The sequence below is a fragment of the Paraburkholderia sp. 32 genome (genome assembly GCF_050435345.1).
Taxonomy (GTDB): domain Bacteria; phylum Pseudomonadota; class Gammaproteobacteria; order Burkholderiales; family Burkholderiaceae; genus Paraburkholderia; species Paraburkholderia tuberum.
In genome coordinates, this window is the sequence record NZ_JBNDKD010000003.1 from 3,424,176 (window position 1) to 3,450,786 (window position 26,611).

At 64.7% G+C, this 26,611-nt stretch carries 24 protein-coding genes and 1 pseudogene; 9 read left to right on the forward strand and 16 right to left on the reverse strand.

Annotation, left to right across the window (positions count from 1 at the left end; genetic code table 11):
• Nucleotides 1-89 precede the first annotated feature (89 nt).
• Both msbA and OKW26_RS38615 read left to right on the forward strand, forming a co-directional pair.
• Nucleotides 90-1,883, forward strand: a complete 1,794-nt coding sequence (gene msbA / locus OKW26_RS38610; protein ID WP_429356847.1) for a lipid A export permease/ATP-binding protein MsbA — start codon at nt 90-92, stop codon at nt 1,881-1,883.
• A 123-nt stretch (nt 1,884-2,006) separates the two neighbouring features.
• A complete protein-coding gene (locus OKW26_RS38615) occupies nt 2,007-3,059 on the forward strand; it encodes a glycosyltransferase family 2 protein (RefSeq protein ID WP_429356848.1) in 1,053 nt (350 codons plus the stop codon).
• Nucleotides 3,060-3,102: 43 nt separating this feature from the next.
• Here the strand turns inward: OKW26_RS38615 and OKW26_RS38620 are convergent, their stop codons facing one another.
• Nucleotides 3,103-4,119, reverse strand: coding sequence for a glycosyltransferase family 2 protein (locus tag OKW26_RS38620; protein WP_429356849.1), 1,017 nt, complete (start codon nt 4,117-4,119; stop codon nt 3,103-3,105).
• Between the two features lie 181 nt (nt 4,120-4,300).
• Between OKW26_RS38620 and OKW26_RS38625 the strand changes: the two genes are divergently transcribed.
• Complete coding sequence (locus OKW26_RS38625) at nt 4,301-5,407, forward strand: glycosyltransferase family 4 protein (protein ID WP_429356850.1); 1,107 nt, start codon at nt 4,301-4,303, stop codon at nt 5,405-5,407.
• Nucleotides 5,408-5,452: 45 nt separating this feature from the next.
• Here the strand turns inward: OKW26_RS38625 and OKW26_RS38630 are convergent, their stop codons facing one another.
• Complete coding sequence (locus tag OKW26_RS38630; RefSeq protein WP_429356851.1) at nt 5,453-6,754, reverse strand: O-antigen ligase family protein; 1,302 nt, start codon at nt 6,752-6,754, stop codon at nt 5,453-5,455.
• A gap of 290 nt (nt 6,755-7,044) precedes the next feature.
• Here OKW26_RS38630 and OKW26_RS38635 point away from each other — a divergent pair, with 290 nt between their 5' ends.
• Nucleotides 7,045-7,890 carry a glycosyltransferase family 2 protein gene (locus tag OKW26_RS38635; protein ID WP_429356852.1) on the forward strand — a complete coding sequence of 282 codons (846 nt, stop codon included), beginning with the start codon at nt 7,045-7,047 and terminating at the stop codon, nt 7,888-7,890.
• 42 nt (nt 7,891-7,932) lie between these two features.
• On the opposite strand, the gene OKW26_RS38640 is transcribed toward OKW26_RS38635, so the two are convergent.
• Nucleotides 7,933-8,259, reverse strand: a complete 327-nt coding sequence (locus tag OKW26_RS38640; protein ID WP_429356853.1) for a hypothetical protein — start codon at nt 8,257-8,259, stop codon at nt 7,933-7,935.
• A 296-nt stretch (nt 8,260-8,555) separates the two neighbouring features.
• Here OKW26_RS38640 and OKW26_RS38645 point away from each other — a divergent pair, with 296 nt between their 5' ends.
• The gene (locus tag OKW26_RS38645) at nt 8,556-9,488 is read left to right on the forward strand and encodes a recombination-associated protein RdgC (protein WP_429356854.1); all 933 of its coding nucleotides are present in this window, start codon (nt 8,556-8,558) and stop codon (nt 9,486-9,488) included.
• A 3-nt stretch (nt 9,489-9,491) separates the two neighbouring features.
• Here OKW26_RS38645 and OKW26_RS38650 read toward each other — a convergent pair whose 3' ends face one another.
• From OKW26_RS38650 to OKW26_RS38670, 5 genes and pseudogenes are all read right to left on the reverse strand, one after another.
• Entirely contained in the window at nt 9,492-10,307 is an 816-nt protein-coding gene (locus OKW26_RS38650; protein ID WP_429356855.1) for a FecR family protein, read from the reverse strand.
• 607 nt (nt 10,308-10,914) lie between these two features.
• Nucleotides 10,915-12,135, reverse strand: coding sequence for an MFS transporter (locus tag OKW26_RS38655; RefSeq protein WP_429356856.1), 1,221 nt, complete (start codon nt 12,133-12,135; stop codon nt 10,915-10,917).
• 84 nt (nt 12,136-12,219) lie between these two features.
• Nucleotides 12,220-12,697, reverse strand: a pseudogene (locus OKW26_RS38660) (VOC family protein).
• 67 nt (nt 12,698-12,764) lie between these two features.
• Nucleotides 12,765-13,250: a VOC family protein gene (locus OKW26_RS38665; RefSeq protein ID WP_429356857.1), complete on the reverse strand. Its 486-nt coding sequence runs from the start codon at nt 13,248-13,250 to the stop codon at nt 12,765-12,767.
• Nucleotides 13,251-13,393: 143 nt separating this feature from the next.
• On the reverse strand, nt 13,394-14,956 hold the full coding sequence (locus tag OKW26_RS38670) for an SH3 domain-containing protein (RefSeq protein WP_429356858.1): 1,563 nt from the start codon (nt 14,954-14,956) through the stop codon (nt 13,394-13,396).
• Between the two features lie 158 nt (nt 14,957-15,114).
• Here OKW26_RS38670 and OKW26_RS38675 point away from each other — a divergent pair, with 158 nt between their 5' ends.
• Nucleotides 15,115-15,540 (forward strand): TOBE domain-containing protein, encoded by a 426-nt coding sequence (locus OKW26_RS38675; RefSeq protein WP_184045857.1) that lies wholly within the window; start codon nt 15,115-15,117, stop codon nt 15,538-15,540.
• A 37-nt stretch (nt 15,541-15,577) separates the two neighbouring features.
• Here the strand turns inward: OKW26_RS38675 and OKW26_RS38680 are convergent, their stop codons facing one another.
• Entirely contained in the window at nt 15,578-16,018 is a 441-nt protein-coding gene (locus OKW26_RS38680) for a hypothetical protein (protein WP_429356859.1), read from the reverse strand.
• Between the two features lie 459 nt (nt 16,019-16,477).
• Between OKW26_RS38680 and OKW26_RS38685 the strand changes: the two genes are divergently transcribed.
• Complete coding sequence (locus OKW26_RS38685) at nt 16,478-16,978, forward strand: GAF domain-containing protein (protein WP_018419924.1); 501 nt, start codon at nt 16,478-16,480, stop codon at nt 16,976-16,978.
• Nucleotides 16,979-17,550: 572 nt separating this feature from the next.
• On the opposite strand, the gene OKW26_RS38690 is transcribed toward OKW26_RS38685, so the two are convergent.
• Nucleotides 17,551-19,118 (reverse strand): IS3 family transposase gene (locus tag OKW26_RS38690; RefSeq protein WP_429353521.1). Its coding sequence is split into 2 segments (ribosomal slippage): nt 17,551-18,680 and nt 18,680-19,118, totalling 1,569 coding nucleotides; the frame shifts between segments, so codons are not numbered across the junction.
• A gap of 583 nt (nt 19,119-19,701) precedes the next feature.
• On the opposite strand from OKW26_RS38690, the gene OKW26_RS38695 reads away from it, so the two are divergent.
• Together OKW26_RS38695 and OKW26_RS38700 are read left to right on the forward strand one after the other, a co-directional pair.
• Nucleotides 19,702-20,652, forward strand: coding sequence for a LirA/MavJ family T4SS effector (locus OKW26_RS38695; protein ID WP_429356860.1), 951 nt, complete (start codon nt 19,702-19,704; stop codon nt 20,650-20,652).
• A 278-nt stretch (nt 20,653-20,930) separates the two neighbouring features.
• A complete protein-coding gene (locus tag OKW26_RS38700; protein WP_429356861.1) occupies nt 20,931-21,065 on the forward strand; it encodes a hypothetical protein in 135 nt (44 codons plus the stop codon).
• 346 nt (nt 21,066-21,411) lie between these two features.
• On the opposite strand, the gene rng is transcribed toward OKW26_RS38700, so the two are convergent.
• From rng to hemF, 6 genes are all read right to left on the reverse strand, one after another.
• Nucleotides 21,412-22,881, reverse strand: a complete 1,470-nt coding sequence (rng, locus tag OKW26_RS38705; RefSeq protein ID WP_429356862.1) for a ribonuclease G — start codon at nt 22,879-22,881, stop codon at nt 21,412-21,414.
• Between the two features lie 9 nt (nt 22,882-22,890).
• Nucleotides 22,891-23,520, reverse strand: a complete 630-nt coding sequence (locus tag OKW26_RS38710; RefSeq protein WP_429356863.1) for a Maf family protein — start codon at nt 23,518-23,520, stop codon at nt 22,891-22,893.
• Between the two features lie 255 nt (nt 23,521-23,775).
• On the reverse strand, nt 23,776-24,246 hold the full coding sequence (gene rlmH, locus OKW26_RS38715; RefSeq protein WP_233800415.1) for a 23S rRNA (pseudouridine(1915)-N(3))-methyltransferase RlmH: 471 nt from the start codon (nt 24,244-24,246) through the stop codon (nt 23,776-23,778).
• A gap of 36 nt (nt 24,247-24,282) precedes the next feature.
• On the reverse strand, nt 24,283-24,732 hold the full coding sequence (gene rsfS, locus OKW26_RS38720) for a ribosome silencing factor (RefSeq protein WP_187610991.1): 450 nt from the start codon (nt 24,730-24,732) through the stop codon (nt 24,283-24,285).
• A gap of 4 nt (nt 24,733-24,736) precedes the next feature.
• On the reverse strand, nt 24,737-25,459 hold the full coding sequence (locus OKW26_RS38725; protein ID WP_429357170.1) for a nicotinate-nucleotide adenylyltransferase: 723 nt from the start codon (nt 25,457-25,459) through the stop codon (nt 24,737-24,739).
• A 43-nt stretch (nt 25,460-25,502) separates the two neighbouring features.
• Nucleotides 25,503-26,426, reverse strand: coding sequence for an oxygen-dependent coproporphyrinogen oxidase (hemF, locus tag OKW26_RS38730; RefSeq protein WP_429356864.1), 924 nt, complete (start codon nt 26,424-26,426; stop codon nt 25,503-25,505).
• Nucleotides 26,427-26,611: the final 185 nt, after the last annotated feature.

Sequence of the window (26,611 nt, forward strand, 5' to 3'; positions counted from 1 at the left end):
CAACCGATTACAATGCTCTTTTTTGATATTTCACGTGGCCGCCCGATCATGCGCCGCGTGCTCGCCGTTCCGCATTTCCAGAGGATTCCTTGAGCGCGAAGCCAACGTTAAGCAAACCCATGGGGGCAGGCGATGCGTCGTCGCCGGCCGTCGTCCTGCGGCGCCTGTGGCCCTTCATCAAGCCGCTGCTGTGGGTCGGGGTCGGCGCGATCATCGCGATGGCGGTGAGCGCCGGCACCGACGCCGCCATTCCCGCGCTGCTCAAGCCGCTGCTCGACAAGGGCTTCGGCTCGCACGCAGTCGACAAGACCAAGTGGCTCGTGCCGATCGCGGTGATCGGCCTCGCGCTGATTCGCGGCGTGTCACAGTACGCGTCCGGCTATCTGCTCGCGTACGTGTCGAACAAGATCCTGCTCGAGCTGCGTCTGAAGATGTTCGACCGCATGATCCACACGAGCGTCGCGTTCTTCCAGCGCGAAACCGCGAGCACGGTGATCAACGCGATCGTCTTCGAGGTCAACCAGATCCTGAACGTGCTGCTGAGCGTGATGGTCACGCTCGTGCGCGACTCGCTGACGGTGATCTTCCTGCTCGGCTATCTGTTCTATCTGAACTGGCGCCTGACGTTGATCGTCGCGGTGCTGCTGCCAGGCATCGGCTGGCTGGTCGGCAAGATCAATCGCCGGCTGCGGCGACTGAACCGCGAGCATCAGCTGCTCACCAACGAGCTGTCGTATATCGTCGAAGAAACGGTGGGCGGCTACAAGGTCGTCAAGGTGCATAACGGCGAGCAATACGAGACGGACCGCTTCACCGCGATGAGCCGGCGCCTGCGCGGCTACGCGATGCGCATGACGGTCTCCGGTGGCCTCGCGCAGCCGTTGACGCAGTTCCTGGCGTCGATCGCGCTCGCGGTCGTGATCACGATCGCGGTGGTGCAGTCGTCGTCGGATCAGACGACGGTCGGCGGCTTCGTCGCGTTCGTCACGTCGATGCTCCTGGTCATCTCGCCGCTCAAGCATCTGATGGACGTGAACCAGCCGTTGCAGCGCGGCATGACCGCGGCCGAGCTGATCTTCGGCCTGATCGACGAGCCGGCCGAGCCGGAAGGCGGCGGCAAGCCGCTCGCTCACGCGCGCGGCGAGGTCGAGTTCCGCGACGTGTCGTTCATCTACGGCACGAACTCCACGCACAACCGCCATACGCTCGACCAGGTGTCGTTCAAGATCGCGCCGGGCGAGATGGTCGCGCTCGCGGGGCCGTCGGGCAGCGGCAAGACCACGCTCGTGAACTTGTTGCCGCGCTTCTTCGATCCGACCGGCGGCGCGATTCTGGTCGACGGCGTCGCGCTGCCCGAATACGACCTGCATGCGCTGCGCAGCCAGATCGCGATGGTGAGCCAGGACGTCGTGCTGTTCAACGACACCATCGCGCACAACGTCGCGTACGGTCAGGAAGTCGATGCGGAGAAGGTCAAGGCAGCGTTGCGCGCGGCTAACCTGTGGGACACCGTGCAGGCGATGCCGCAGGGCATCGAGACGCTCGTCGGCGACAACGGCATGATGCTGTCGGGCGGCCAACGCCAGCGTCTCGCGATCGCGCGCGCGATCTACAAGAACGCGCCGATCCTGATTCTCGACGAAGCGACGTCGGCGCTCGATTCCGAGTCCGAGCGCCACGTGCAGGCGGCGCTCGAAACGCTGATGAAAGGCCGCACCACGCTCGTGATCGCGCACCGCCTGTCGACGATCGAGCGCGCCGACCGCATCCTCGTGATGGAGGCGGGGCGGATCGTCGAGCGCGGCAGCCATCGCGAGCTGCTCGAGCACGACGGCTTGTACGCCCATCTGCATCGCATCCAGTTCCAGCAAAGCCCGGTTTGATCCGGCACATTGCGAACGGGAGCGCTGGCCGGTGTTGCGTTTAAGTCTCAATTTATTGCGCTTTTTCGGCGCTAATCGCATGCTGGCGGGCAATCACGGTCCGCCTCGCGGAAATCGACTGCCATGTCTCACGACGATCCGAGCAAGCCGCTCGTCTCCATCGCGCTCGCGACGTACAACGGCCGCACTTATCTGCCCGAGCTGCTGGCTTCGCTCGAAGCGCAGAGCTGGCCCCATCTCGAAGTCGTGGTATCCGACGACGCCTCCTGCGACGGCACCCGCGAACTGCTCGCGTCCCATACGGGACGCGTGCCGGTGCGGCTCGTCGGCGATGGCACGCGGGCCGGCATCGTCGGCAATTTCGAGCGCGCGCTCGCCGGCTGCCGCGGCGACTACATCGCGCTCGCCGACCAGGACGACGTCTGGGCGCCCGAGAAGGTCACCGATCTGATGCGCGAGCTGCGGCGCGTGGAAAGCGCGGGCGACGCCGCCGCGACGCCGGCGCTCGCGTTCTGCGACATCGAGCTCGTCGACTCGACGCTGTGCTGTATGTCACGCTCGCTGTTCGATATCACCGCGAAGTCGCGCTGCGCGACGCGACTGCGCGATTTTCTGCTGAGCAACCATGTGCCCGGCTGCGCGATGCTCGTCAATCGCGCGACGCTCGAACGCGCGCTGCCGTTCCCGCCCGGCATCGTGATGCACGACTGGTGGCTCGCGATGGTGGTCGCGTCGTTCGGCGAGATTCGCCACGTCGCGGCGCCGCATCTGAAGTATCGGCAGCATGACGGCAATGCGGTCGGCGCGAGCGCGACCAACGAGCGCGGCGCGGCGCGCGACGAATGCGGCGCCGAGGCGGCACGACGGCGCGGCGCGAGCCGGCAGCGGCAGATCGAAGCCATCGCGGATCAGGTGCGGGTGTTCGCGCGACGCTTCGGCGCCGAGCTGCCCGTCGATGCGTGTCACGACATGTATGCGTTTTCGCGCGGTGTCGCGAGCTGGCGCGGCGCATTCGAGTTCGTGATGATGAGCCACACCGGCGAGACCTTCGTGCGCTCGGTGAAGATGCTGCGGCGCTTGCGCGCGAGCGTGCCGAGCTTCGGCGTCGAGGTGCGAAGGCCGAGTCTCGCGCGACGCTTGCGGCAGCGGCGGGGCGCGTCGCGCGGACTTTCGTGACCGATGTGGCGTCGCCAGGCACCGCGAGACCCTATCGTCGTCTTCAGGCCTTTCTGCCCCGCACGACCCGCTTGATCCAGATGCCCGGCGCGTAGACCATCGGGCAACTCGCATACAGGAACATCCGAATCCGCAGCCCGAGCTTCACGCCGGCGCTGCGCGTCACCAGCCCGAGGCGTTCGCCGAGGCTGCCCGCTTCGAACATCGCATGGATGAACTGCTCGCGCGCGAGCTTCGGCGCCATCGCCGCGCGCATGCGTTCGCCCACACCGGCGATCTGAGCGTCGCGCTGCAGTTGCGCGAGCTCCGCGAGTCCGTAGCGATTGCTTTGCCGCATCCGCGCGATCAGCTCGTCGACCGACCGGTAGCGACGCTTGCGCGAAAGTCCGCCGCGCCGATAGCGCACCAGCGGCTCGCGCAGACTGATCGCGCCGCCCGACAGGATCGCGCGCAGCACCATGATCTGATCCTCGGCCGCGGCGCCCGGCAGCATCGGCCCGAAGCGCTCGATCAGGCGTCGCGACCACGTATGTGCCGCGCCGATCAGCCATGGACGCTCGACGAGCCAGTCGTCGAAGCTGCGATAGCGATCGAGCTCGGTCGGGCTCACGCGCTCGTGCACGTGACCCGCTTCGTCCATGTCGGCGAGATCGGTGGCGATCAGGTCGGGGCGGCGCCCATGCGCGAGCCAGCAGTCGACGACGCGCTCGCAGCGCTCGGGCGTCGACATGTCGTCGCCGGCGGCGACGAACAGCAGTTCGCCGTGCGCGAGCTGCGCGAGTTGCGACAGGTGCGCGCTGATGCCCTGGTTCACGGTATTGCGCCGTGCGATCACGCGATGCGGGCCCGCGTAGCCGGCGAGCGCCGCTTCGATCGCGGCGTAGGTGGCGTCGCTGGACGCGTCGTCGGAGACGATGATTTCGAGCGGCTCGTAGGTTTGCGCGAGCGCGCTGCGCACGGCGTCGCCGATCTGCTCTGCCTGGTTGTAGGCGATCAGCAGCATCGAGACGAGCGGGCGGGCGGTGTCGGCGGTTGCGGCGGACGGCGGGCTATCGGTCATGGAGTCGGGACGAAGGCGATTGGCCTAGATTCTAGCCGCTGACGGCCGCGCCGCGCGACGCACGCGGCAAACCCGGGCCCCCCGAGCTGAGCCCGACGAAACCCATCCTTTACAATTGCCGCTGCCCCGAAACTGCGCACCCACGGCCTCGCCCGCGCGTGCGCCTCACCGAGACCCATCCTTGTCAGAGCCAACCCGCGACGCAGCCCTCGACCCGAACCGCCGCCCCCTCACCGACATCGCGCTGACCGCCCAGGCGCTGAAGAACAGCGGCGGCGCCGAGCGTTACACCCGCGACGTGATCGCCGGCCTGCATCGCATGGGTTTGCGCCCGACGCTGTTCGCGCGCGAGATCGACCGCGCGCTGCCCGAGGCCGCGTGGATCGATGCGCAGCCGCTCGACGTACGCTGGGCGCCGCGCAAGCTGCGCAACCTCGCGTTCGACTGGCGTCTGAAGCAGCGGTTGAAGCGGCATCGTCCGGCGTGCGTGTTCTCGATCAATCACTCGACGCATGCCGACGTCGCGTTGTGCGGCGGCACGCATCCGGGTTCGCTCGAAGCTGCGGGCCGCGCGCCGCGCCGCAGCGACGAATGGCAGATCGAGCTCGAGCGGCGCGTCTACACGCGGGCGCGCTCGATCGTCGCGCATTCGCAATTGATGAGCCGCGAGTTGCAGCGTTTTTATGACGTGCCGGCCGCGCGGATCGACGTGCTCTATCCGCCCGTCGATACCGCACGCTTCAGGCCGCTCGACGCCGCCGCGCGCGCGGCCGTGCGCCGCCAGCTCGGCGTGCCCGACGATCGCGTGATGTTCGTGTTCTCGTCGACGAGTCACGAGCGCAAGGGCTATCCGCTGCTCGAAGCGTTTTTCTCGCGCACGACGCTGCCGGTCTGCCTCGTCGTCGCGGGACGCCCGGTGCCGAAAACCGGCGACACAATTCGTTACGCGGGTTACAGCAAGGAGATCGAGAAATTGTTCGCGGCCGCCGATTTCACGGTCGTCGCGTCGGCGTACGAGCCGTTCGGGCTCGTCGGCGTGGAGTCGGTGATGTGCGGCACGCCGCTCGTGATCGCCGACAACGTCGGCTCGGCGGAGACGGTGACCGGTGCCGCGAAGATCGAGTTCTCGCGGCAGACCGCGGGCAGTTTCGAGCGCGCGATCGAGCAGGCGGTCGAGCGCGTGAAGAGCGGCGCCGCGCGCATCGCGACGCCGCGCGACAGCCTCGTCTACGACCCGAGCGTCGACGCGCACGTCGCGGCGCTTTACGAGGTGTTCACGCGGGGATGAGGGCGGCGCTCCGCGCTCGGGTTGCCGCTTCTCGTCAAATCAAAATCAATCGCGCGGCTGCGTCTCGCGCACGACCGCGGCTGGCGCCGGCGTGGTCCGCGCTTCGCTTCGCAACTCGCGCTTGCGCGCATCGATCACCGCCAGCAGCGTCGCCACCAGCGAGGCGAGCAGCACCGCCACCATCATCGGCACCAGCACGTCGATAGTGAGCCCGAAGATCACCGTGCTCGCCGCGACCGCGAGACCCGCGTACGACGCGGCGCGAATCGCCGGATCGGTCGCATGCCGGTGTTGCCAGAAATACACCGTGATCCCGTAGTAGAACAGCAACAGGCAGATCACGCCGACCGCGCCCATCTCGGCGAGCGTCGAGAAAAAGTCGCTATGCGCGCGCTCGTTGACGATCTCGGCCTTCACTTCGCCGCGCTTCGCCATCACGCCGAGCTCGTCGACCAGATGGCCTTTGCCGACGCCCCACACCGGATGCCGCTCGAACATCATCCGCGACGCGTTCCACAGTTGCAGGCGCAGGCCGGTGGCCGTGTCGTCCTCGCCCTTGCGCATCATCGACACGTCGTTCGGCACCTCGGCAAAGCGTTTCTGAACCCGTTCGGTCGACAACAGACCGCCCGCCCCGATCACGATGACGAGCGTCGCGATCAGCAGGCGCTTCTTGTGCGTGAACCAGTGGTACTGCATGCCGAGCAGCACGACGAACACCGGCACGGCAACCCAGCCGCCGCGCGAGCCCGACAGAAACGATGCATAGCCGCCCGACACCAGCGCGAGCACGCGCGGCACCAGCACGCGCCAGTCGCGCGGGTTGTCCCAGCCAAGCGTGAACACCGACAGGAACCCGAGCAGCAGCGCGGTATCGCCGAACGGAATCGCGTTCGTGTACGAGTTGTTCAGGCGGTTCGCGTCGGTCCAGCCGCCGGGCGGCTGATCGATGAACGCCCATGCGCCGACCGCGAGCGCGCCGGCCGCGCAGCCCCAGCCGATCAAGCGCAGATTGCGCGACGGCAATTGCCGCAGCAGCAGGAACACCAGAAGCGCGAGCACGAAACGCGACGCATTGTCGAATTCGCGTGGCAGCCAGTAGCCGAGCACCAACTGCTGCGCGCCGATCCCGACGACGAACGCGAGCATGCCGATCGTGAACCAGCGGTAGGTCCGCAACGCGGAGAAATAGCCCGGCATGCGCCGGTTGACGATGGCCGCGCCGAGCGCGAGCGCGACGAGCGCGAAAAAGCAGTAGCCGGTGCCGCCGCGCCACATCAGATTGACTGCGGGCGCGAGAAACAGCAGAGCCGACGTGAGCCAGACCAGACTGGAAGCAAAAATCATAGATCTACGTTATCGATGAAAACACTACCGTTCCGGTGGTGAAATTGCAGGGGGTGCCGGACCATTTGAGTTTCTCAAGACGGTAGAGCGATCCGGATTATAACCATGCGCTTCCTTGCGAAATGCTTGCCGCCGCACGCGGGAAGGTTCCGCTGGTCCGCGGCATGCGGGTGGGGCGGGCGCGGGCGGCGTCTGTCGTGCGAGCAGGCGGGGGCGGTACAATCGCGCGACATTCATGGCCGGGGCGCGGCGCATGCCGCGCCCCGCGCCCAGCTCAACGGACCGACTCGATGTTCTCAATCATCATCCCGACCTGGAACAACCTGCCTTATCTGCGCCTCGTGATCAAAAGCCTGCGCCGTCATTCGACGCATCCGCACCAGCTCATCGTGCACGTGAACGACGGTTCGGACGGCACGCTCGCGTGGGTGCGCGACGAGGGCATCGAGCACACGGCGTCGCCCGGCAATATCGGCATCTGCCACGCGGTCAATATCGCGGCGGCGCGCGCGACGCAGGACTACATCGTCTACATGAACGACGACATGTACTGCTGCCCCGGCTGGGACGACGCGCTCGTCAAGCGTCTCGCGCCGATGCCGGCCGACAACCTGTTCATGTTGTCGGGCACGATGATCGAGCCGGTCGATTCGGGCAATCCATGCGTGGTCGTGCGCGACTTCGGCCGCGACGCGCAGGCGTTTCGCGCCGACGAACTGGTCACCGCCGCGGCCGGTCTCGTGCGCGCCGACTGGCGCGGCGCGACGTGGCCGCCGACGCTCGTGCATCGGGACTGGTGGTTCAAGGTGGGCGGCTACAGCAGCGAACTGAGCCCCGGCATGAGCAGCGACAACGATTTCTCGATGAAGCTGTGGGACGCGGGCTGCCGCGTGTTCGTCGGCGTCGGCGACAGTCTCGTCTATCACTTCCAGCAGAAGAGCACCGGCAAGATCGTGAAGAACGACGGGCGTCGCCAGTTCCTCAACAAGTGGGGGATGACGCAGGCGACCTTCGACCGCTATTACCTGCGCCGCGGCACCGCCATCGACGGCACGCTCGCGGTCAGCGAGCCCGAGCGCACCGGCCGGCTGCGCCGTGCACTGCTGAAGTCGCGCATCAAGCGCGCGTTGGGCTGACGGGCGGCGAGCCGAAAACGGCTGATTGACGCGCTGCGTGTGTCAAACGCCGCGCGTTACGAGCGGCAGCACCGTCAGATCCGGATGCGTGCCGTCGACGATGCTGCGTCCCACGTGCACCGCTTCGGAGAGCGCGTCGGCCAGGCTCGCGAAGCTCTCCTCGCCGTCCGCGTGAAACGGCACCGCATGGCCGGGAAGCTGGGGGTTGGCGCCCGGATGGCAGACGTAGCCTAGATACGTGTAGCGGCTGTTTTTCGCGGCCGCATCGGCGGCATGCGCCGCGTCGGGCGGATCCTTCGCGACAGGTGACACGTGTATCTCGAAGCCTTCGTATTGCACCGTCTGCCAGCTTGCGGTTTGGTCGGCCATGACCGCCTCCGTCTGGGTCTGTCCTGTCCAAAAGTCTAGGTGATTTGCCGCCAAAACGCGCGGGCGGCCGGCTACGGTCAAACCATGACGGCTTCGACTATGGAGGCGCTCCTGGGAAGTGGGTTGATGAAGCGCATTCTGCTGAGATCGGCGACGTTTTGATAATTGGGCCGCAGTTGGAGAGATTTTCGTTTAATTTTTGAAATTAGGCGGTCTGCAGGATCGCGTCCGCCAGAACGCCCCGGCTGGTTCTCCTCGGATAAAATGTTGCGCTTTGCCTAAATCCGACTTCGCTCATGTGGTTCAAAAACCTTCAGCTGCACCGTCTGCCCGCGCCGTGGTCCGTTAACCCTGAACAGATGCAGAAGTGGCTCGCGCCGTACGCGTTCGCGCCCGGCCAGAGCATCGAGATGCAGGCCCAAGGCTGGGCGCCCCCGCGCGACGGCGACTCGCTGGTCTACGCAATGAACGGTCAGATGCTGCTGACGTTCCGTGCCGAGAAGAAGCTGCTGCCCGCGTCGGTCGTCACCCAGGTCACGCGCGAGCGCGCGGCCGAGCTCGAGGAGCAGCAGGGCTTCAAGCCGGGCCGCAAGCAGATGCGCGACCTGAAGGAGCAGGTCACCGACGAACTGCGGCCGCGCGCGTTCAGCATCCGCCGCGATACGCGCGTGTGGATCGATTGCACGAATGGCTGGCTCGTGATCGACGCGGCGTCGCAGGCGGTCGCCGACGATGTGCGCGGTCTGCTCGTCAAGTCGATCGACCAATTGCCGCTGATGACGGTGCGCGTCGCGCAGTCGCCGGTCGCGGCGATGACCGGCTGGCTGCTCGACGGCGACGCGCCGGCGGGTTTCACGCTCGATCAGGACACCGAGCTGCGTTCGCCCGCCGAGGGCAACGCGACGGTGCGCTATGTCGGGCATGCGCTGGACGCCGAAGACATGCGCCGCCATATCGAGGCGGGCAAGCAATGCATGCGGCTTGCGATGACGTGGAACGATCGCGTGTCGTTCGTGCTGACGCCGTCGCTGACGATCAAGCGCGTCGCGCCGCTCGACGTGCTCAAGGAAGCGAGCGACCCGACCGCGCAGAACGACGACGAGCGCTTCGATTCCGACGTTGCGCTGATGACGGCCGAGCTCGACCGCATGCTGCGCGATCTGCTCGATGCGCTGGGCGGCGAGCAGGGCGAGCAAGGGCTCGCGTTGCCGCAGGCCGTCGCGGCCTGAGCGTCAGATTTTCGCGCTGTCGAGCGCTTCGACGAGGGTCCAGTAAGGCGTGATCGAGCGCAAGCGGATCGGGTAGGTCCGCTGCAGCAGCGCGAGCGTCGCGTCGGTATCGGTGAGCTGATAGATGCCCGACACGCGCAGATCGGCGACGTCGTCGGCATAGCGCAATACGCCGGTGTGATAGCGCGCGAGTTCGTCGACGAGATCCGCGATACGCATGTTGTTCGCGTAGAGCAGGCCACGCGTCCACATCGCCTCGCGCGGGTCGAGCGCTTGCGGCGCCGCGACGCCGAAGCGTGTCAGCGTGCACCGTTGGCCTTGCGTCAGCACCAGCGCCGCGCCCGATGCCGGCCTCACCAACGCGTCGCCGCGAAACGCGGCCACGCGTGTGAAACCATCCCCTTGCCTCACGCTGAACTGCGCGCCGCGCGCTTGGACGACGCCTTCGGCCGTCTGCACGAGCAAAGGCGCATGAGTCGTTCGGGCGCCCGGTGCGCCGCCAACATCGATCACGGGCCGCACCATGATTTCCCCTCCGAGCAGATCGACGCGCCGAACGTTCGCCTCGAACGCGGCGTTGATCGCGCTCGCGCTGCCCAGCGTGATCTGAGTGCCGTCCGCCAGCAGCACGTCGTCCAGTTCGCCAGTCCCGGTGTGGAATTCGGCGGTCCACATCTGCCACGGCAAGCGGCTCGCGAGCCAGCCCGCGGGCGCGGCGATCGCAAGCCCCCAGAGCGTTTTCAGCGCGCGCCGCCGTCCCTGCGATACGCCGGCAGCATCCGCGTCTTCGCGTAGCGCGGGGCCGACGTCCGCGGGCACGGCGCCGGTTTCGCGCCGTAATTGCTGCGCTCGCCGAAGCATTTGGTTAAAGATGCGGTACTCCGGACGCATTTGACAAATGTGATTTAAATTGAATTTAGCAGATCGGGATTTAAAGATTTATATCTGTTAATAATGATTTGCGGCGGATATTCGGATCGAGTTCACAGCGAATTGACTCAATACCTTATCCTAAGCGGAAGCGTGGGCCTCGATTGCGTCAGGGCATGCAGACCCATTGTCATCGATACAAAAAATTTAGGCTATGTGTGGATCGTTAATTTTCGTGAATTCTTAAGCAGAAATGCGGCTAATTTCGCTGCAATAGAACGTGGCATTTTTGTCACGAATTACAGCGTGCCGGGTTTAGCTAACGAGCGTGTAAATCTGATGAAACTCTTCGCATGCGCACGGCGCTGACGACGGTCTGCGCACAGCCGGCCACTCATGAACCCCGGTAAAACTCCGTGCGCTGCCGCACCTTCGATGCAGACGAAAAAACGACAGGCGTATCAAAGGCTTGCGGATTTTTCCGGGAAGTTATGCACAGATTTGCCAACAAAAACTGTGGGTAACTTCGAGCGTGTCGTCGCGGGTCGAAGCACCGTTAGTCTTCGAGCGCCCACGCGCGCCTGCGGCGCAGCAGCGCCGAGCCGATCGATACCGCCGCGCCGATGCCGCCCATCGTCAGCGACAGCGCGACGATCAGTGGGCCGGTTTGGGTGCTTGCCGAGAACACGCCGACGAGCAGGCCGGCGAGCGGCTGTGTCAGGTTGTTCAGCAGAATCGCGACGCCGATGGTCTTGCCGTAGTCCTCGGGCGGAATGATCTGCAAACGCGCGCTGCGGATGTAGACGTTGAACATCTTGTCGAAGCCGACGATCAGCAGGAAGCCGAGCGCATAGCCCCACGGCGACGCGCTCGCGCCTGCGATCACGCCGCCCGCGCAGATCGTCACGAATGCGACGAGACCGAGCACGCGCGCCGGCCATCCGGCGCGCGCAACCGTCAGCAGCACCAGCACCGTGGCGAGCGCGCCGGCCGTTTGCAGACCGGCGTAGTAGCGGCTCGATTGCGCATGCAAACCCGTCACCATCGCCGCCGACGTCGCAAGCGTGACACCGATGACGAGGTTCTCCGCGGCCGCGAGCATGATGACCTTCTTCAGGCCCGGCAGCGTCCACACGTGATCGAGCGCGATGCGCAGCGGCGTGGTCCAGTGAGCGGCGGGCGTGAGCGATCGAGCGGACACAGGCGAAGGCGCGCGAAAGCCGCTCAGTCGCTGCCAGACGAACAGTGCGGCGTCGGCGCACAGAAACAGCACGCCGGTCGCGGCGACCACCGATTCCCAATGCCACACACCGAGCAGCAACGCGGCGAGCATCGGCCCAAGCACGAAGCCGAGCTGATCGGCCAGTTGCGAATATGCGAGTACCTTCTGGATCTGCTGTGTGCTGAAGATCTGCGGCAGCATCACCTCGCGCGCGACGAGTCCTTGGCTCGTCAGCACGCCGCACGCGGCCGACAGCGCGATCAGCCAGCCGATGCCGCCGAACAGCGCATACGCGGCGATACCGCCGAAGCATGCGAGCGCACGCACCGCCTGGCTCAGCCGCATCAGGCGCAGCGGTGGAAAGCGGTCGCAGAGCGCGCCGAAGAACGGGAACACGAGGTAGCGCGGCAGCGTTTCGATGAAAAACGCGAGCCCCGACCACGCGACCTGGCGCGTCGTTTGAAACACCACGAGCGGCACCAGGAAGAGCAGGATCTGATCGGCGAGACGCGCGATGAACAGCGAGCAGAAGAAGGCCTGATGGTTGACGCGCACCGTAGTTGTCTCGCCGTGTTGGGGTCGAGACCGATCCTATCAAAAGATCGCGCGGGCGAGGCGGGGCGCCCGCTGGCCACCGTCCTATTCGCCGCGATACGCCTGTTCGAGCGGCGCGATATCGAGCTTGACCATCTTCATCATCTGCGCCATCACGCGGCTTGCCTTTGCGCGATCCGGGTCGCGCAGCATCTGCAGCAGCACGTTGGGCGCGATCTGCCACGACCACGCCGAAGCGGTCACGCAGCCAGCCGCAGGCCCACGGCTCGCCGCCGCCGTCGAGCAGCTTCGACCAGTAGCGATCGATTTCCTCCTGCGAGTCGCAGTGCACGAACAGCGAGATGGCCGGCGTGAATTTGTATTGCGGGCCACCGTTCAGCGCCATGAACTCCTGGCCTTCGATTTCGAAGGTGACGGCGACGACCTTGCCCGCCGGTCCTGGGCCTGCGTCCGTGGCGTGCAGCGTGGTGGCGATGCGCGACGCCGAAAACACCGACGTGTAGAACTCCGCGGCTTCTTCAGCGTTGCCGTCGAACCACAGGCACGGCGCGATTTTCTGCATGACGTTGCTCCTTCGGGACTGGTGTCGGTGGGCGTGGGCGTGCGATTGCCCGACGCCCATCGGCCGCTCACTTCTTCTCTTGGGACGAACAGTCCATCGCGGCCATCGCCTGCTGGATTTCCTCGGCGCTCAGGTCGCGCTTGTGCGTCGCGAGCGACCAGCTGTGGCCGAACGGGTCCTTGACCTGGCCGTAGCGGTCGCCCCAGAACATGTCGGTGACGGGCATCGTGACGGTCGCGCCCGCGTCGACCGCCTGTTTGAAACTCGCGTCGACGTCCGGTACGTAGTGGTGAATCGTGACCGGCGTGCCCTTCAGCGTGTTCGGGCCGAAGCTTTGGTGCTCGGGCCATTCGTCGGTCAGCATCAGCATGGAGTCCCCGATTTTCAGGGTCGCGTGCATCACCTTGCCGTCGGGGCCCGGCAGACGGATCTGTTCGACGGCGTTGAAGGCTTTCGTGTAGAACGCGATCGCTTCGGCGGCGTTCTTGCAGATCAGGTACGGCGTGAGCGAGTGCATCCCGTCCGGGATCGGTTTGGCTGCGGCGCTGGACATGACGGTGACTCCTTGAAGTAACGGTTCCTCAGGGGAAAGACCGGCTGCATGAGCTGGGTCTTCAACGTTACGACGAGTTGGTCACCGTCGGATCGACACTCCGAAAAAAATATTTTCAGGCGCGGGGGAGGGCGGCCCGCCATTTATCCCGCCGGATTGTCCTCGTCCGCCGGCGGCGCGGACGACGGCGCCGTGCTGCCCGCCGGCGCGCCGAGGATGCTGATCTGGAACGTGGGCGTCGCGGCGAGCGACTGCAGCGTCGCGTCCTCGGGGATGCGCTCGTCGAGCGGCAGAATCACCGAGCCGCCGATGACCGCGCGCCGGCTGTTGTCGGCCGGGCGCAGGCCCCACACGTCCTGATAGACGACGGGGACCGTGGCGCCGTCGCGCGTCGTGTTGCCGAGGTACAGCATCACGTGGCCGCCGATGTAGATCAGCGTGCGCAGCGGCACGCCATGCCGCGCCAGATAGTCGAGCCGTTCGGCGGGTGTCGACTCCGACAGATCGACCATGCGGCCGGCGCTCATCTGCGTCGACGAATGGCGCGGCAGCCACACGCCGAACGCGGCGAAGATGCTTTGCAGTTCCGACGAACAGTCGTTGTAGAGCCCGCTATTGCCCCAGCCGTACGGCCGGCCGATCAGCGCCTTCAACAGCGTCGCGAGATGGCGCGGCGTCGCGGCGAGCGGCATCGGCGTGATCTGCGTGGCGTCGAGCGACGCGGTGCGGATCAGCGCGCGGCCGTCGACGTCGCGCGCGGGAACGAGGAGCTGGAGTGTGCCTGTGTTGGTGCTGGTCGCGGCTGGCGATGCCGAGACACCCGCCACCAGCGGCAGCATCGTCCCGGCCGGGGCAGCGAAGCGGAACACGCCGTGGCTGTCGTTGACCGCCACCGACGCGACGATCACCGCCCCTAGCGACTTCCCGGCCGCCGCGCGCCATTGATCGATGAAACCATCGTCGGCGAACGCGACGCCGTCGCTGCGCACCCAGCCCTGCACGTCGGGCGTCTGCACGTAATGCCACGCGCCGTCGACGCTGCTACCGAGCACATAGAGCGGCGCGCCGGGTCGCACCGCCGAGATCTGCAGGTTGTCGAACGGATAACCCTCGCCGGCCAGGCGATGGTCGTAGAACGACGGATCGGTGGTAGGCAACTCGCGCACCATCAGGTTGCCGGTCGCGATCGCGCGCCGCTCGGGCTGATAGACCGGCGTTTGCGTGAACTGCGCGACGTTGATGTTGCGCGCGATCGCGTCGATCCACGCCTTGTCGTGCGGCCGGAAGTTTTCGCCGTAACCGATGACGCCGCCACGCTTGCCGGTGTTGTCGAATCTGTCGATGCGGCGCTGTTGCAGTGCGGCAATGTCCTCGCCCTGCTCGCGAAACACGCGTGTCGTCACCCAGGCGGGATTCCACGGCGACGGCGCGTTCTCGCCCGTGCCGAAGTAGCGCGCGAATAGCGCGTCGAAATGTGCGCGCTGCTCGGCGGCGCTGAGAAACGGCCGATCGTAGTCGGGGCTGTTCGGATCGAGCCAGTGATCGACGTTCTGGTCGTAATGGGCGAGCGAAAACAGCGTGACGTTGTCGACGAACGCTTGCGTGCCGCGCGGCGGCGTTGGCGTGCTGCATGCGGCGAGCATCGTGACGGCGACGCACAGCACGACGGCGCGGCAGGCACGGCGGGAGAGAACGGCGACGGGCATAAAGATTCGGCGTATGAGGTGCACGGCCAAGATGATACGGTGTCGGCGATGCGCACGGCGCATCGGATGTTGGGCGGGGGCGCGCGCGGCTTCGACTACACTCGCTTTATCCGTCCACCCGCGCGTCGCCACGCGCGACAATCGCCAGGGAGTCCGCCATGAAAACCAGCGCACGCAATCAGTTCAGCGGCGAAGTCACCGACGTCAAGCACGGTGCCGTCAACGACGAAGTCACGCTGCGCACGCCGGACGGTCTCGAGGTCGTCGCGATCATCACGCACGGCAGCGCGAAGTCGCTCGGGCTGGCGACCGGCAAGCAGGCGTTTGCGCTCGTGAAGGCATCGTCGGTGATCGTAATGGTCGATGTCGCGAGGCAGCAGGTGTCGGCGCGCAACTGCATCGAAGGGACCGTCGCGGCGGTGACGACGGGCGCCGTCAATTCGGAAGTGACGATCAGTGCCGGCAGCGCGCAGATCGCGGCGATCATCACGAACGACAGCGTCGAGCGCCTCGGCCTCGCGAGCGGCAAGGCGGCGACGGCGGTTTTCAAGGCGTCGAGCGTGATTATTGGGGTCGATCAGTAAAAGGCCCGGGCCTCTGGGACGGGTACTCAACGAGCTCTCACTGATCGCGGATGGCGCGAACGATGATCCCGTCCCATCCAAAAACAATCCTGTGAGCGTCCATCCGGAAGACCGCGAAACAATTGTCGCTATCTACGACAACGGTTGTAGCGGGCAACCCGGTTTCATTCACGCGAAGGTCGAACTGTTTCTTCAACGCCGAAAGCGTGTCAATTCGTTTGACGGTAAAACCTGTGTTGGGCTTGCAGGTTTCACTGTCGAAGCTCATGGATTGCGGCGTAATTGTCATCGTCATGCCGAGAATCCGTTTTGCTTCGGGGATGCCACCAGAAATATCGGCATAGTCAACTACATCGGTCACGACCCAATTGCCGATGAAATCATTAATCGTAGCGTGTGGTGGTGTTTGTGCCGCGCACACGCTTGCCGAGGCGGTCAGCGTGAGAGCCACATACGAAAAAAGCTTGTGGCCTGTCATTGTGCCGACTGCCGGAAGGGCGCGGATTCTCGTTGACGGCGGCTCATTAGTCCCCGGCTTATCTTCGCGGGACCTATCTTTCGGCCATTGCGATCACGCGGGGTAATCATCACATTAAGCATCATTTTTTCTGCTACCGCTAGCATGTCTCCGGTATTTGCGGGACCTAACGCGTCGCGTGTGTTCTGACGTGACGAGTTATAAGCAAAAAGACACCGCCGGTAACATAGCAAAAATAGAGTCGAAAAAAACCCGTTCGATTTAAACTAATGCGAAATGAATATTGATGTTATCAAGATAGAAACTATTAATAAGAAGGGACAGTCGAGAACCGAGGGGGACGGCGAGCGTAGACGCGCGGCTCGTGTCACAGCGTTCGACACCCGCGCGCGGGGATTGCGCTTGCTTTACACTTCACCCCTTACCGCTTTCCATCCCGCTCTGATCCCGGACGCCGTCATGTTCGAAGTTTCCTCCACCTCGCATCTGCCCAAAGCCGCGCAATATGAAGAACTGGTCGCGCAGGCGCGCGCGCTGCTAGCCGGCGAAACCGACTGGATCGCCAACGCCGCGAATTTCTCGTCGTTCGTCTTTCATTCGTTGAGCGATCTGAACTGGGCCGGCTTTTACTTTCACGACGGCCGCGAACTGGTGGTCGGCCCGTTCCAGGGCAAGCCCGCGTGCGTGCGCATTGCGCTCGGCAAGGGCGTCTGCGGTACGGCCGCGCAAACCCGTCAGACCCAGGTTGTGCGCGACGTGCACGAGTTTCCCGGCCATATCGCATGCGATTCGGCGTCGCAATCGGAAATCGTCGTGCCGCTCGTCGCGCCCGACGGCACGCTGATCGGCGTGTGGGATGTCGATAGCCCGGTCGTCGCGCGCTTCGACGAGGAGGACGCGAAGGGCATGGAAGCGTTGTGCGCGGTGTTCATCGAGGCAGCGCTGCCGCGCGGCGTGTAGCGTCGCCGGTCCGCTCCGCTTCGGCGAGCAAGTCGCGTACCGCGAGGTGTAACGGAGGGCAGGAACGCATCACGCGTCGGCGCGATGTTCGCGAAGGCGCACGCGCGCACGTATGCGGACCCGACCCTCGCGCCGATGTTGTGGCCGCGTTGGGCACGTGGGCCAGGTCGCCGGATGCGTCGTTGGCTGGCCGCAATCTGCACCAGAGGCGCAGGCTGTGTTGGAGCAGTCGGGGTGTGACGTGGCGGCTTAGAGGTTAGGGCTTGTTGCTAGTCGCTGCAATCTGCGCAATCTGACACGCCGGGACCGAAAGAGTACGTTGCCATCGGCCGCCAATCTATCAGAGGGGATCTCCGCTCTATGGGGCCTCGAATCTATCCAGCAAGCCAATCTATCAGCGCAACCTAATCGATGAAGCAACCGAATCTATCCGACGTCCCAATCTATCGGGAGGCGCTTCAATCTTTCAATCTATCGGGTCGTTTCAATCTGCTGCAGTTTTCGCGTAACCGCAGCTTGTCGCGACCGGCCGCAGCCGACCCCGGCGCGCGTCAAGCAAGTTGTCGCCTCACTCATGCAGCCAGAGGCTGTTTATTTGCGCTGATCGACGCCATCTCGACGACTGAGTCGCGTTCGGGGTTAAGCGTCACGGCACCAACCGGTGTCCAGTTGCGCGTGTGGCGCGACCAGCGGGCCGGATTGCGCTCGCGGGCCCTCTCGTACAGTGCATGCCGAGCGGCGAGAAGCGCACGATCGTCACCGGCGTGACGCTGCGCAGGCGTCACGTAGCGGATGCCACTATGACGATGCTCGAAGTTGTACCACTGCACGAAGCCGGCAGCCCAGGTGCGAGCAGCGCTCAGGTCCTCGAAGCCTGTGACCGGAAACTCCGGCCGGTACTTCGCGGTTCGGAACAGCGCCTCGGCATAGGCGTTGTCGTCGCTGACCCGGGGGCGCGAGTACGACGGCTTGATGCCCAGCCAGTGCAGCATCGCCAGCACGGTAGTGGCCTTCAGCGTCGCCCCGTTATCGCCGTGCAGCACCGGCCGGGCCTCAAGGGCGGCAATGCCTTCGGAGAGCGCCGTACGACGTACGAGATGAGCAGCGTGTTCGGCCGCGTCGCTGTCGTGCACCTCCCAGCCGACAATCTTGCGGCTGTACAGGTCCAGAATCAGGTACAGGTGGAACCATCGCCCTGTGACCGTTGCCGGCAAATAGGTCATGTCCCAGCACCACACCTGGCGCGGCGCGGTTGCAACGTGCGTGGTCGGCGGCCGGCCGCTCGAAGGCGTTCTGGCACGGCCACGGCGCCTCATCTGCCCATGCTCGCGCAGCACGCGTGCAAAGGTCGATTCGCTGGCGATATACACGCCTTCGTCAGCCAGCATCGGCACGATGCGCGCCGGTGGCATGTCGGCAAAGCGCGGCTCGCTGGCTACGCGCAGCACGTTTTCCCGCTCCTCCGGGCTCAAGGTGTGCGCGGGCAGCAGGCGCATCGCGCCGGGCCTGGCGTCGCCAGTGACGAGCCCTTGATTGGCCCTCCAGCGCTGCAGGGTACGCACGTCGATTCCGGCCACCTCGCAGGCCAGGCGCAACCGTGCGCCAGCCAGTCTTGCCGAATCGATTTCCCGGGCCAGGAACTGGCGATCTTCGAGGCCGATCATTCGTCCTCGCCCTTGTCCGTGTTGAAGATCGCCCCGAGTTTTTTTGAAAGAACCAGCAATGCGGCTGCCTCGGCCAGTGCTTTCTCCTTGCGCCGCAGTTCGCGTTCCAGTTCCTTGATGCGACGCTGGTCCTGCTTCGTCTGCTGTGGACTCGCACGGGCCTCTTCGGGCTCGGCCAGCGCCTGCGTGGCCGCTTGCCGCCACTGCGCCAGTTCCTGCGGATACACGCCATGCTCGCGGCACCACGCATTGCGGGCCGTCTCGTCCATCGCTGCCGTGCTCAACACCGCTTCGAAACGCGCGGCCGCTGTCCAGGCCCGCTCGCGAGCGGGCATGGACAGCGCATCACTGCGCCAGCGCTCCAGCGTCTGCGCGCCCACACCGATCTCTCGCGCAACCTCTTCCACTGATGCGCTCTCCGGCGGCAGCAACCGCGCCACTGCCCTGTCCTTGAATGTCTTTCCGTAACGCGCCAACTTGTTCTCTCTTTATCGCCCCCAGATTCCAATTTTATCCAGGCGACAACCATTGTGACGCGGGGGGGCCCGCATCAGTCCTTCGGGCCGGGAGGACATCAATGGCGGCTTCCGGAGTGCTCTGGACATCCGTCTTCGCGCAGGCTGCTGCTCACTTCGGCCTTTGCTGACATTCGGAGAACTTGTCTGAGCCGATCACGCCCGGTCGCATGCGTGGAGTGAAAGGCACCTACCTACTCACGCCGCAAGACAGTTCAACGACATTCGGAAACGTTGACATCGTCGGATCAACATATAGCATTCATCCAATGCTCTGGGCAATCGACAGGGCTTCGCGCTCCGGCGAAGTGCGTTTCCAGGGGATCAAGCCCTGTTCGGTCTGCAAGTCTCGAAGTAGAGGACCAGGCCAGCCGGGCGGCAAGGTACGTTGGTTTCGGCACCACGGTTCGCTCATTCCGTGGCGTATCGCGCGCTCGCGAACAAGTGTGCGCCGGGAACGCATCCGGTGCGGGCGTCAAAACCAGATGCTGTTCCGGCACCGCCGGCCGGCGTGTTCGTTGTTGCTATCCTGTGGAGGATCAAGATGAAAAGGCTTGACGAGATTCGCAAGGAACTGACCGACGCCTTCGATGGCAAGGACCTGAAGGTGAACGACCAGTTGTTGAGCGTGTCCCCCCATTTTGCCGACTACGTGAGGATGGGCCACTATCTCTCTTGCGGCTCGCAGACAACGATCACGGGTACACCGTCCGTTCAGAACGCATTGATCGCGCTGGATGCGGACATGACGAACCGGATAAACAAGACTTTTTTCGCCGAATCACGCGCAATCAAGCACTTCGATCAACAGCAGACGGCCTACGCAACGAAAAAAGCTCAGCCGGACAAGGACCGGGACTTCTCCAAACTTCTGACTGCCTCGCTGGACGCGTTCGAGCGCAAACACGGATTCGTCGTTGTCGGCGACCGGCTCCCGAACTATGGCGGTTTTGTCTTCGGGAATGTATTCAAGGAATCGCTGGCGCTGAAACAGCACTGGAAAGATGTCGGTGCTGGCCCGGAACACGGCGAATACACCCACCGCCTGCAGTGGTACATCATGATCAGTGCGGGCGTGATCCAGACGGTGCCGGCGTACCAGGAGGCGACGATATTCGCCAGCATCGCACCCTGGCAGAAGGGCAAGACCAATCTGTGGACCTTCCTCTTCGATCAACTGGCCAAGGATCCCTCGATCGGCGGCGACAAGCTGGACTTCCGATCCCCGGAAAACCTCAACATGTGGCTGGTTGGCGACGCTTTGCCGGATTTTTGTCCAGTCCTGCGTGCGTTTCTGCGCGCCCGCATGGCCAAGCGCCAATCCACCTACGACATGGAAAAGTATCTCGCCAAGAAGTTGGGGAAATCGAAGGAGGACGTTGCGCAAATCATGGAATACATGCGCGACGAAACCATGGCGAAGCGCAATCCATCGGCGCGCATCGCCTATCCGAAGAGTGCCAAACCCGAGTTAGCACCCTATGTCAGAACCTGATGCCGAGATAATCGGCGCGGGTCGGCGGGCACAAGTGGCGCACCGCGGCAAGCGCAGCCATGTCGGCATCGGCCGAATTGTGCGCGTAGCGCGTCCGTCAGGTTTCGGAGTAGTGCAGCCGTTCCACCGGCAGGTGTCCCCGCTCGCTGAACGGCAGGTTCTGGCCGGGTGCCGCCTCATGCGATTGGCATATTTGCTTTGGCCTTGCACGACTACGACCGGCAGCACGCGACCCATCTCGGACATTCGCCCCGCAGCTCAACTTATGTCCGCGGCTTATGCGAACTGAGACCGTCGAGGCGGCCGCGTTGCTAGCGGCGCATGACTTCTACGACGCGAACGCACTTCGCATGACGGATAGCATTGCCGTCGCCTGCTCGGGCGTGATGCCACCATCGGTCGGCCACCTGTAGTAGGTGTGCTTATCAAACGCAGATGCAGATATGGGCGATCCCCACAAGAAAGACAATACAATGCAGTGGGAATGAGCAGCCATCGAAACCGCAGCGACTATGCGGTTCGTGTTGTGAATGCGCATGGCGCTCACCATAGGTGCCGGAGCGCTGCCCGAATATCCACAAGCAAGGCGGAGATCATCCTCAGCGCGGGGTTGATGCGGCGGCAGCATGGCGGGCCGATACGTAATTAGGCGTCACTTGGCGCGCTACCAAGGCCCAAATGGGTACCTAGATGGGTACCAGCTTCCTTCTTTGACGCGATTTATGGACGGAAAGCCTTTCTGGATAAGGCTAGAAAGGTTTACATCAACACAATGTCGTACTGCTCCTGACTCAAATTCGACTCCACCTGCAACGACACCGGCTTGCCGATGAAATCGATCAGCATCGCCAGATGCTGCGACTCTTCCTCGAGAAACAGATCGATCACCTGCTGCGAAGCGACCACGCGAAACTCGCGCGGATTGAACTGCCGCGACTCGCGCAAAATCTCCCGCAACACGTCATAGCACACCGTGCGCGCAGTCTTCACTTGCCCCTTGCCCTGGCAAATCGGGCAAGGCTCGCACAGCACATGCGCGAGCGACTCACGCGTACGCTTGCGCGTCATCTCGACGAGCCCGAGTTGCGAGAAACCATTGACGGTCACCCGCGTGCGATCGCGCGACAACGCCTTCTTCAATTCGCCTAGCACCTGGTCGCGATGCTCGACGTTTTCCATATCGATGAAATCGATGATGATCACGCCGCCAAGATTCCTTAGCCGCAGTTGCCGCGCGATGGTATGCGCGGCTTCGAGGTTGGTCTTGAAGATCGTGTCGTCGAAGTTGCGCGCGCCGACGTAGCCGCCGGTGTTCACATCGATCGTCGTCATCGCCTCGGTCTGGTCGATCACGAGGTAGCCGCCCGACTTCAGATCCACGCGACGCGATAGCGCGCGCTGAATCTCGGCCTCGATGTTGTACAGATCGAATAGCGGCCGCTCGCCGGTGTAGTGGTGCAGCTTCGACGATACCGCCGGTGTGAACTCGGTCGCGAAATCGGCGAGCATCTGATGCGTCTCGCGCGAATCGACCTGGATGCGCGATGTGTCATCGTTGACGAAATCACGCAGCACGCGCTGCGCGAGATTCAGATCCTGGTAGAGCAGGCTGGTGGGCGGCATGCGCTGCCCCTGCGACAGAATCGTCGCCCACGTCTTGCGCAGATACGCGACGTCGGCTGCGAGCTCTTCGCTCGTCGCATCCTCGGCGATCGTGCGCACGATGTAGCCGCCTTTCTCGTCGGCGGGCAGCACGGCGGTCAGACGCGCACGCACGGCCTCGCGCTCGGCTTCGCTTTCGATTTTCTGCGAGATGCCGATGTGCGGCTCCTGCGGCAGATACACGAGCGTGCGCCCGGCGATGCTCACTTGCGTGGACAGCCGCGCGCCCTTGGTGCCGATCGGGTCCTTGACGACCTGCACCATCAGCGTCTGACCTTCGAAGACGATCTTTTCGATCGGCTGATGCGGTGTTTGATGTTGCGCTTCGCCGGCGATGCGCGGATGCCAGATGTCGGCGACATGAAGAAACGCGGCGCGTTCGAGGCCGATGTCGATGAACGCCGATTGCATGCCGGGCAGCACGCGCACGACCTTGCCGAGATAGACATTGCCGACGCGGCCGCGCGACAGCGTTCGTTCGACATGAAGTTCCTGGACGGCGCCCTGTTGAACGAGCGCGACGCGCGTTTCCTGCGGCGTGACATTGATCAGGATTTCTTCATTCATGGTGTTGTTCTAGAAGTCGATGCGCGCTGCACGCAGGAGGGCAGCGGTTTCAAAAAGCGGCAAACCCATAATACCCGAATAGGACCCGTCTATATGCTCGATAAACTCCGCCGCGCGTCCCTGCACGCCATACGCCCCCGCCTTGCCGAGCGGCTCACCGCTCGTCGCGTAGCGACGCAACGCGTCTGCGTGCACTGCAGCAAAACGCACCTTCGAGACCGACAACGCCGCGGGCAGCAGCGCGCCGTTGGCATCGATCACGGCGAGCGCGGTCAGCACTTCGTGCGTGCGGCCCGCGAGACGTGTGAGCATGGCGACCGCATCGCCGGCATCGATGGGCTTGCCGAGAATCGCGTCGTCGATCGTGACGGTGGTGTCGGCGACGAGTATCGGCCGCACCTCGTGACCGCCGTCGACGAGCCGCGCGCGGGCCGCCTGCGCCTTCGCGATGCACACGCGCTGCACGTAGTCGCGCGCGTGTTCGCCGGGCCGTTCGGCTTCGAGCGCTTCGGCGTCTTCATCGGGGCGCGGCAGCAGCAATTCGAAACGCACGCCGAGCTGTTGCAGCAGCTCCTGGCGGCGCGGACTTTGCGAGGCGAGGTAGACGAACGGATGCAGCGAAGCGGAGGGCGTTGGCATGAACGGGTCTCGATGGAGCGGGAAACGGATGGCGCGGGGTGGTGAGCGCGGGTGGGCGTGGAAGAATGAGCGGGGCGAGGTTGACCCGGTGATCCGATCGATGCGCTGCATCCACTAGCGGCATCGATGCACGGCGCGTCGGGCGCATCATCGCATGAAGCAGCCGCAATACGCTCAAGCGTATGGAGCTGAGCGCCCGCGACGCGTCAGCAGCAACGAATCGTTGCCAGGCGTCGCCGCGCGAGGCTCCAGCACCTACGCGCGATGATACGGATGATTTTGCGTGATGGTCCACGCCCGATAAAGCTGTTCGGCCAGCAGCACGCGCACCATCGCGTGCGGCAGCGTGAGGCTCGACACGCGCAGCATCATATCGGCGCGTGCCTTCAGCTCGGGATCGAGCCCGTCCGCGCCGCCGATCAGAAAGGCCACGTCGCGGCCCTCTTGCTGCCAGCCCGGCAACGCGCCCGCGAGCTGCATCGTGGTCCAGTCCTTGCCGCGTTCGTCGAGCGCGACGATGCGTGCGTTCTTCGGCAGCGCGGCTTCGATCTTCTGCCGTTCGGCGGCCATCACGCTTTCGGCCGAACGGCCCGACGAGCGCTGCTCCGGTTTGATCTCGCGCAGTTCGATGCGCAACTCGGGCGGCATGCGTTTCGCGTATTCGTCGAAGCCGGTCGCGATCCAGTCCGGCATCTTGTGGCCGACGGCGAGGATATGCAGTTTCATCGCGAGGACAGTAGCGGTGTGCCCGACACGGCCCGCTTACTTGCGGCGCGCCGTGGTCTTGCGCGCGGGCTTCGCGGCCGGCGCTTCCTCGTCTTCCTCGTCGTCGGGCTCGCTTGCGCGCGCGCCGCCGAACGGATTCGGCGTCGACAGCTTGATGCGCACCGGCTTGTCGCCCCAGATTTCCTCGAGGTTGTAGTACTGGCGCAGCGCCGGCTGCAGGATGTGCACGATCGCGTCGCCGCAATCGACCAGCACCCATTCGCCGATATCCTCGCCCTCGGTGCTGATGATCTCGCCGCCGGCTTCCTTCACGCCTTCGCGCACGCTCGACGCGAGCGCCTTGGTTTGCCGGTTCGACGTGCCGCTCGCGACGATCACGCGATCGAACAGCGAGGTCAGGTGGCTGGTGTTGAACACTTTGATGTCTTGCGCCTTGACGTCTTCGAGAGAGTCGACGATTACGCGTTGCAGTTTGCGAATATCCATGGAGTTACCGGTGGTACAGATGATGTTGAAGAATATAGTCCCACACCGCGGCGGGGACGTGACTCGCGGCCCGATCCTGGCTTGTGCCGCCCGCACCCGCGTGGGCGAGCCGCTGGTTGACCTGCTCGCGCAGATGCGCGCGAATGTCGGTGGCCGATACGTTGAACGCGAGCGTCGTGTCGATCAGCAGATGGCCGCAGGGTGTGGCCTGCAGCACGTCGGCGCGCGCACGGCGCGCGGCGATTTCCTTGGCGACCGCGGGGGCGACCGACGCGAGGTCGAAGCCGGGCCGCGTGGCCGCGCCGATATGCGCGAGCTCGAACAGGCGCCGCCAGTCGCGCCATGTGTCGAGATGCACCAGTTGATCCGCGCCGATCAGCAGCGTGATCGATGCGTCGTCGCCTTCGCGCTCGCGCCAGCATTGCAGCGTCTCGACCGTGTAGGTCGCGCCATCGTGCTCGATTTCGTCGGTCGCGACGCGTACCGTCACGCCGGGGATCGCGAGCGACGCGGCCGCCGCGCGCGTCATCGCGAGCCGATGTTCGGCGGGCGACACGTCGGCTTTCTGCCACGGCTGGCCGGCCGGCAGCAGCACCAGTTCGGTCAGCCGCAGCACGTTGGCGAACCGCCGCGCAAGCGCGAGGTGGCCGTCGTGGATCGGATCGAATGTGCCGCCCAGCAGACCGATCCGGCGAGGCAGGGCGACAGGGTGAGCGTTCGGCTTCAGGTGAGGGTCCTTTGTCGTGACCGTAAGCGAGACAGGTGGCGCGTCATACCCACTCGCGCGGCACGAGGAAATCGCTGTACAAACGCGCTTCCGGCGTGCCCGGCTCGGGGTGCCAGTCGTAGCGCCAGTTCGCCACGGGCGGCATCGACATCAGGATCGATTCGGTGCGTCCGCCGCTCTGCAGCCCAAACAGTGTGCCACGGTCGAAGACCAGATTGAACTCGACGTAGCGGCCGCGCCGGTAAGCCTGGAACGCGCGCTCGGCTTCGCCGTACGGCGTGTCGCGGCGCCGCTCGATGATCGGCAGGTACGCCTTGAGAAAGCCTTCGCCGACGCTTTTGAGCATCGCGAACGATTGCTCGAAGCCCGGCGCCGAGAAATCGTCGAAGAAAATCCCGCCGATGCCGCGCGGCTCGTTGCGGTGCTTCAGGAAGAAGTACTCGTCGCACCAGCGCTTGAAGCGCGGGTACAGATCCGCGCCATACGGCGCGAGCGCGTCGCGGCACACCTGATGGAACTGCCGGGCGTCCTCTTCGTAGCCGTAGTAGGGCGTCAGGTCCATGCCGCCGCCGAACCAGAACACCGGTTCTTCGCCTTCCCTCGTCGCGACGAGCAGGCGCACGTTCATGTGCACGGTCGGGCAGTGCGGATTGTGCGGATGCAGCACGAGCGACACGCCCATCGCCTCGAAGCCGCGCCCGGCCAGTTGCGGCCGCGCGGCGCTTGCCGAGCCCGGCAGCGCGTCGCCCGCGACGTCCGAGAAGCCGATGCCCGCGCGCTCGAAGAACTGGCCGCCTTCGAGAATCCGCGTGACGCCGCCGCCGCGCAGCTTCTCGCCGGGCGCGCGCTGCCACGCGTCGGTAGCGAACGCGGAGCCGTCGAAGGCGCCGAGCGTGTCCGCGATATGCGATTGCAGGCCTTGCAGCCAGCTGCGCACGGCTTGTGCGTCGTAGCTCGAATTGCTCATGAATGCAGGTGCTGGGGCGGCACGCTCGTCGTGCCGCGGGTTCTTCGAAAGAAAGCGATGGCCGCGTTCGCGCCGGGTGTCTGCGAACTTGGACCGCTGGTTCGGATTGCCTGGTTGCCGGAGGCGAACATCAGAGGCGGCTTGCCGCTTCAGTCGATTCGCGGGCTCCGGGCCCGTCTGCCGCG

What these genes read in the sequence shown, in the direction of transcription:
- OKW26_RS38685 (WP_018419924.1), top strand. Translation starts at nt 16,478, where the DNA reads ATGTTCGAAGTTTCCTCCACCTCGCATCTGCCCAAAGCCGCGCAATAT.
- rng (WP_429356862.1), bottom strand. Translation starts at nt 22,881, where the DNA reads ATGAATGAAGAAATCCTGATCAATGTCACGCCGCAGGAAACGCGCGTC.
- OKW26_RS38680 (WP_429356859.1), bottom strand. Translation starts at nt 16,018, where the DNA reads ATGACAGGCCACAAGCTTTTTTCGTATGTGGCTCTCACGCTGACCGCC.
- OKW26_RS38675 (WP_184045857.1), top strand. Translation starts at nt 15,115, where the DNA reads ATGAAAACCAGCGCACGCAATCAGTTCAGCGGCGAAGTCACCGACGTC.
- OKW26_RS38630 (WP_429356851.1), bottom strand. Translation starts at nt 6,754, where the DNA reads ATGATTTTTGCTTCCAGTCTGGTCTGGCTCACGTCGGCTCTGCTGTTT.
- rsfS (WP_187610991.1), bottom strand. Translation starts at nt 24,732, where the DNA reads ATGGATATTCGCAAACTGCAACGCGTAATCGTCGACTCTCTCGAAGAC.
- OKW26_RS38670 (WP_429356858.1), bottom strand. Translation starts at nt 14,956, where the DNA reads ATGCCCGTCGCCGTTCTCTCCCGCCGTGCCTGCCGCGCCGTCGTGCTG.
- OKW26_RS38615 (WP_429356848.1), top strand. Translation starts at nt 2,007, where the DNA reads ATGTCTCACGACGATCCGAGCAAGCCGCTCGTCTCCATCGCGCTCGCG.
- OKW26_RS38710 (WP_429356863.1), bottom strand. Translation starts at nt 23,520, where the DNA reads ATGCCAACGCCCTCCGCTTCGCTGCATCCGTTCGTCTACCTCGCCTCG.
- rlmH (WP_233800415.1), bottom strand. Translation starts at nt 24,246, where the DNA reads ATGAAACTGCATATCCTCGCCGTCGGCCACAAGATGCCGGACTGGATC.
- OKW26_RS38620 (WP_429356849.1), bottom strand. Translation starts at nt 4,119, where the DNA reads ATGACCGATAGCCCGCCGTCCGCCGCAACCGCCGACACCGCCCGCCCG.
- hemF (WP_429356864.1), bottom strand. Translation starts at nt 26,426, where the DNA reads ATGAGCAATTCGAGCTACGACGCACAAGCCGTGCGCAGCTGGCTGCAA.
- OKW26_RS38695 (WP_429356860.1), top strand. Translation starts at nt 19,702, where the DNA reads ATGAAAAGGCTTGACGAGATTCGCAAGGAACTGACCGACGCCTTCGAT.
- OKW26_RS38665 (WP_429356857.1), bottom strand. Translation starts at nt 13,250, where the DNA reads ATGTCCAGCGCCGCAGCCAAACCGATCCCGGACGGGATGCACTCGCTC.
- OKW26_RS38645 (WP_429356854.1), top strand. Translation starts at nt 8,556, where the DNA reads ATGTGGTTCAAAAACCTTCAGCTGCACCGTCTGCCCGCGCCGTGGTCC.
- OKW26_RS38700 (WP_429356861.1), top strand. Translation starts at nt 20,931, where the DNA reads ATGCGAACTGAGACCGTCGAGGCGGCCGCGTTGCTAGCGGCGCATGAC.
- OKW26_RS38635 (WP_429356852.1), top strand. Translation starts at nt 7,045, where the DNA reads ATGTTCTCAATCATCATCCCGACCTGGAACAACCTGCCTTATCTGCGC.
- OKW26_RS38640 (WP_429356853.1), bottom strand. Translation starts at nt 8,259, where the DNA reads ATGGCCGACCAAACCGCAAGCTGGCAGACGGTGCAATACGAAGGCTTC.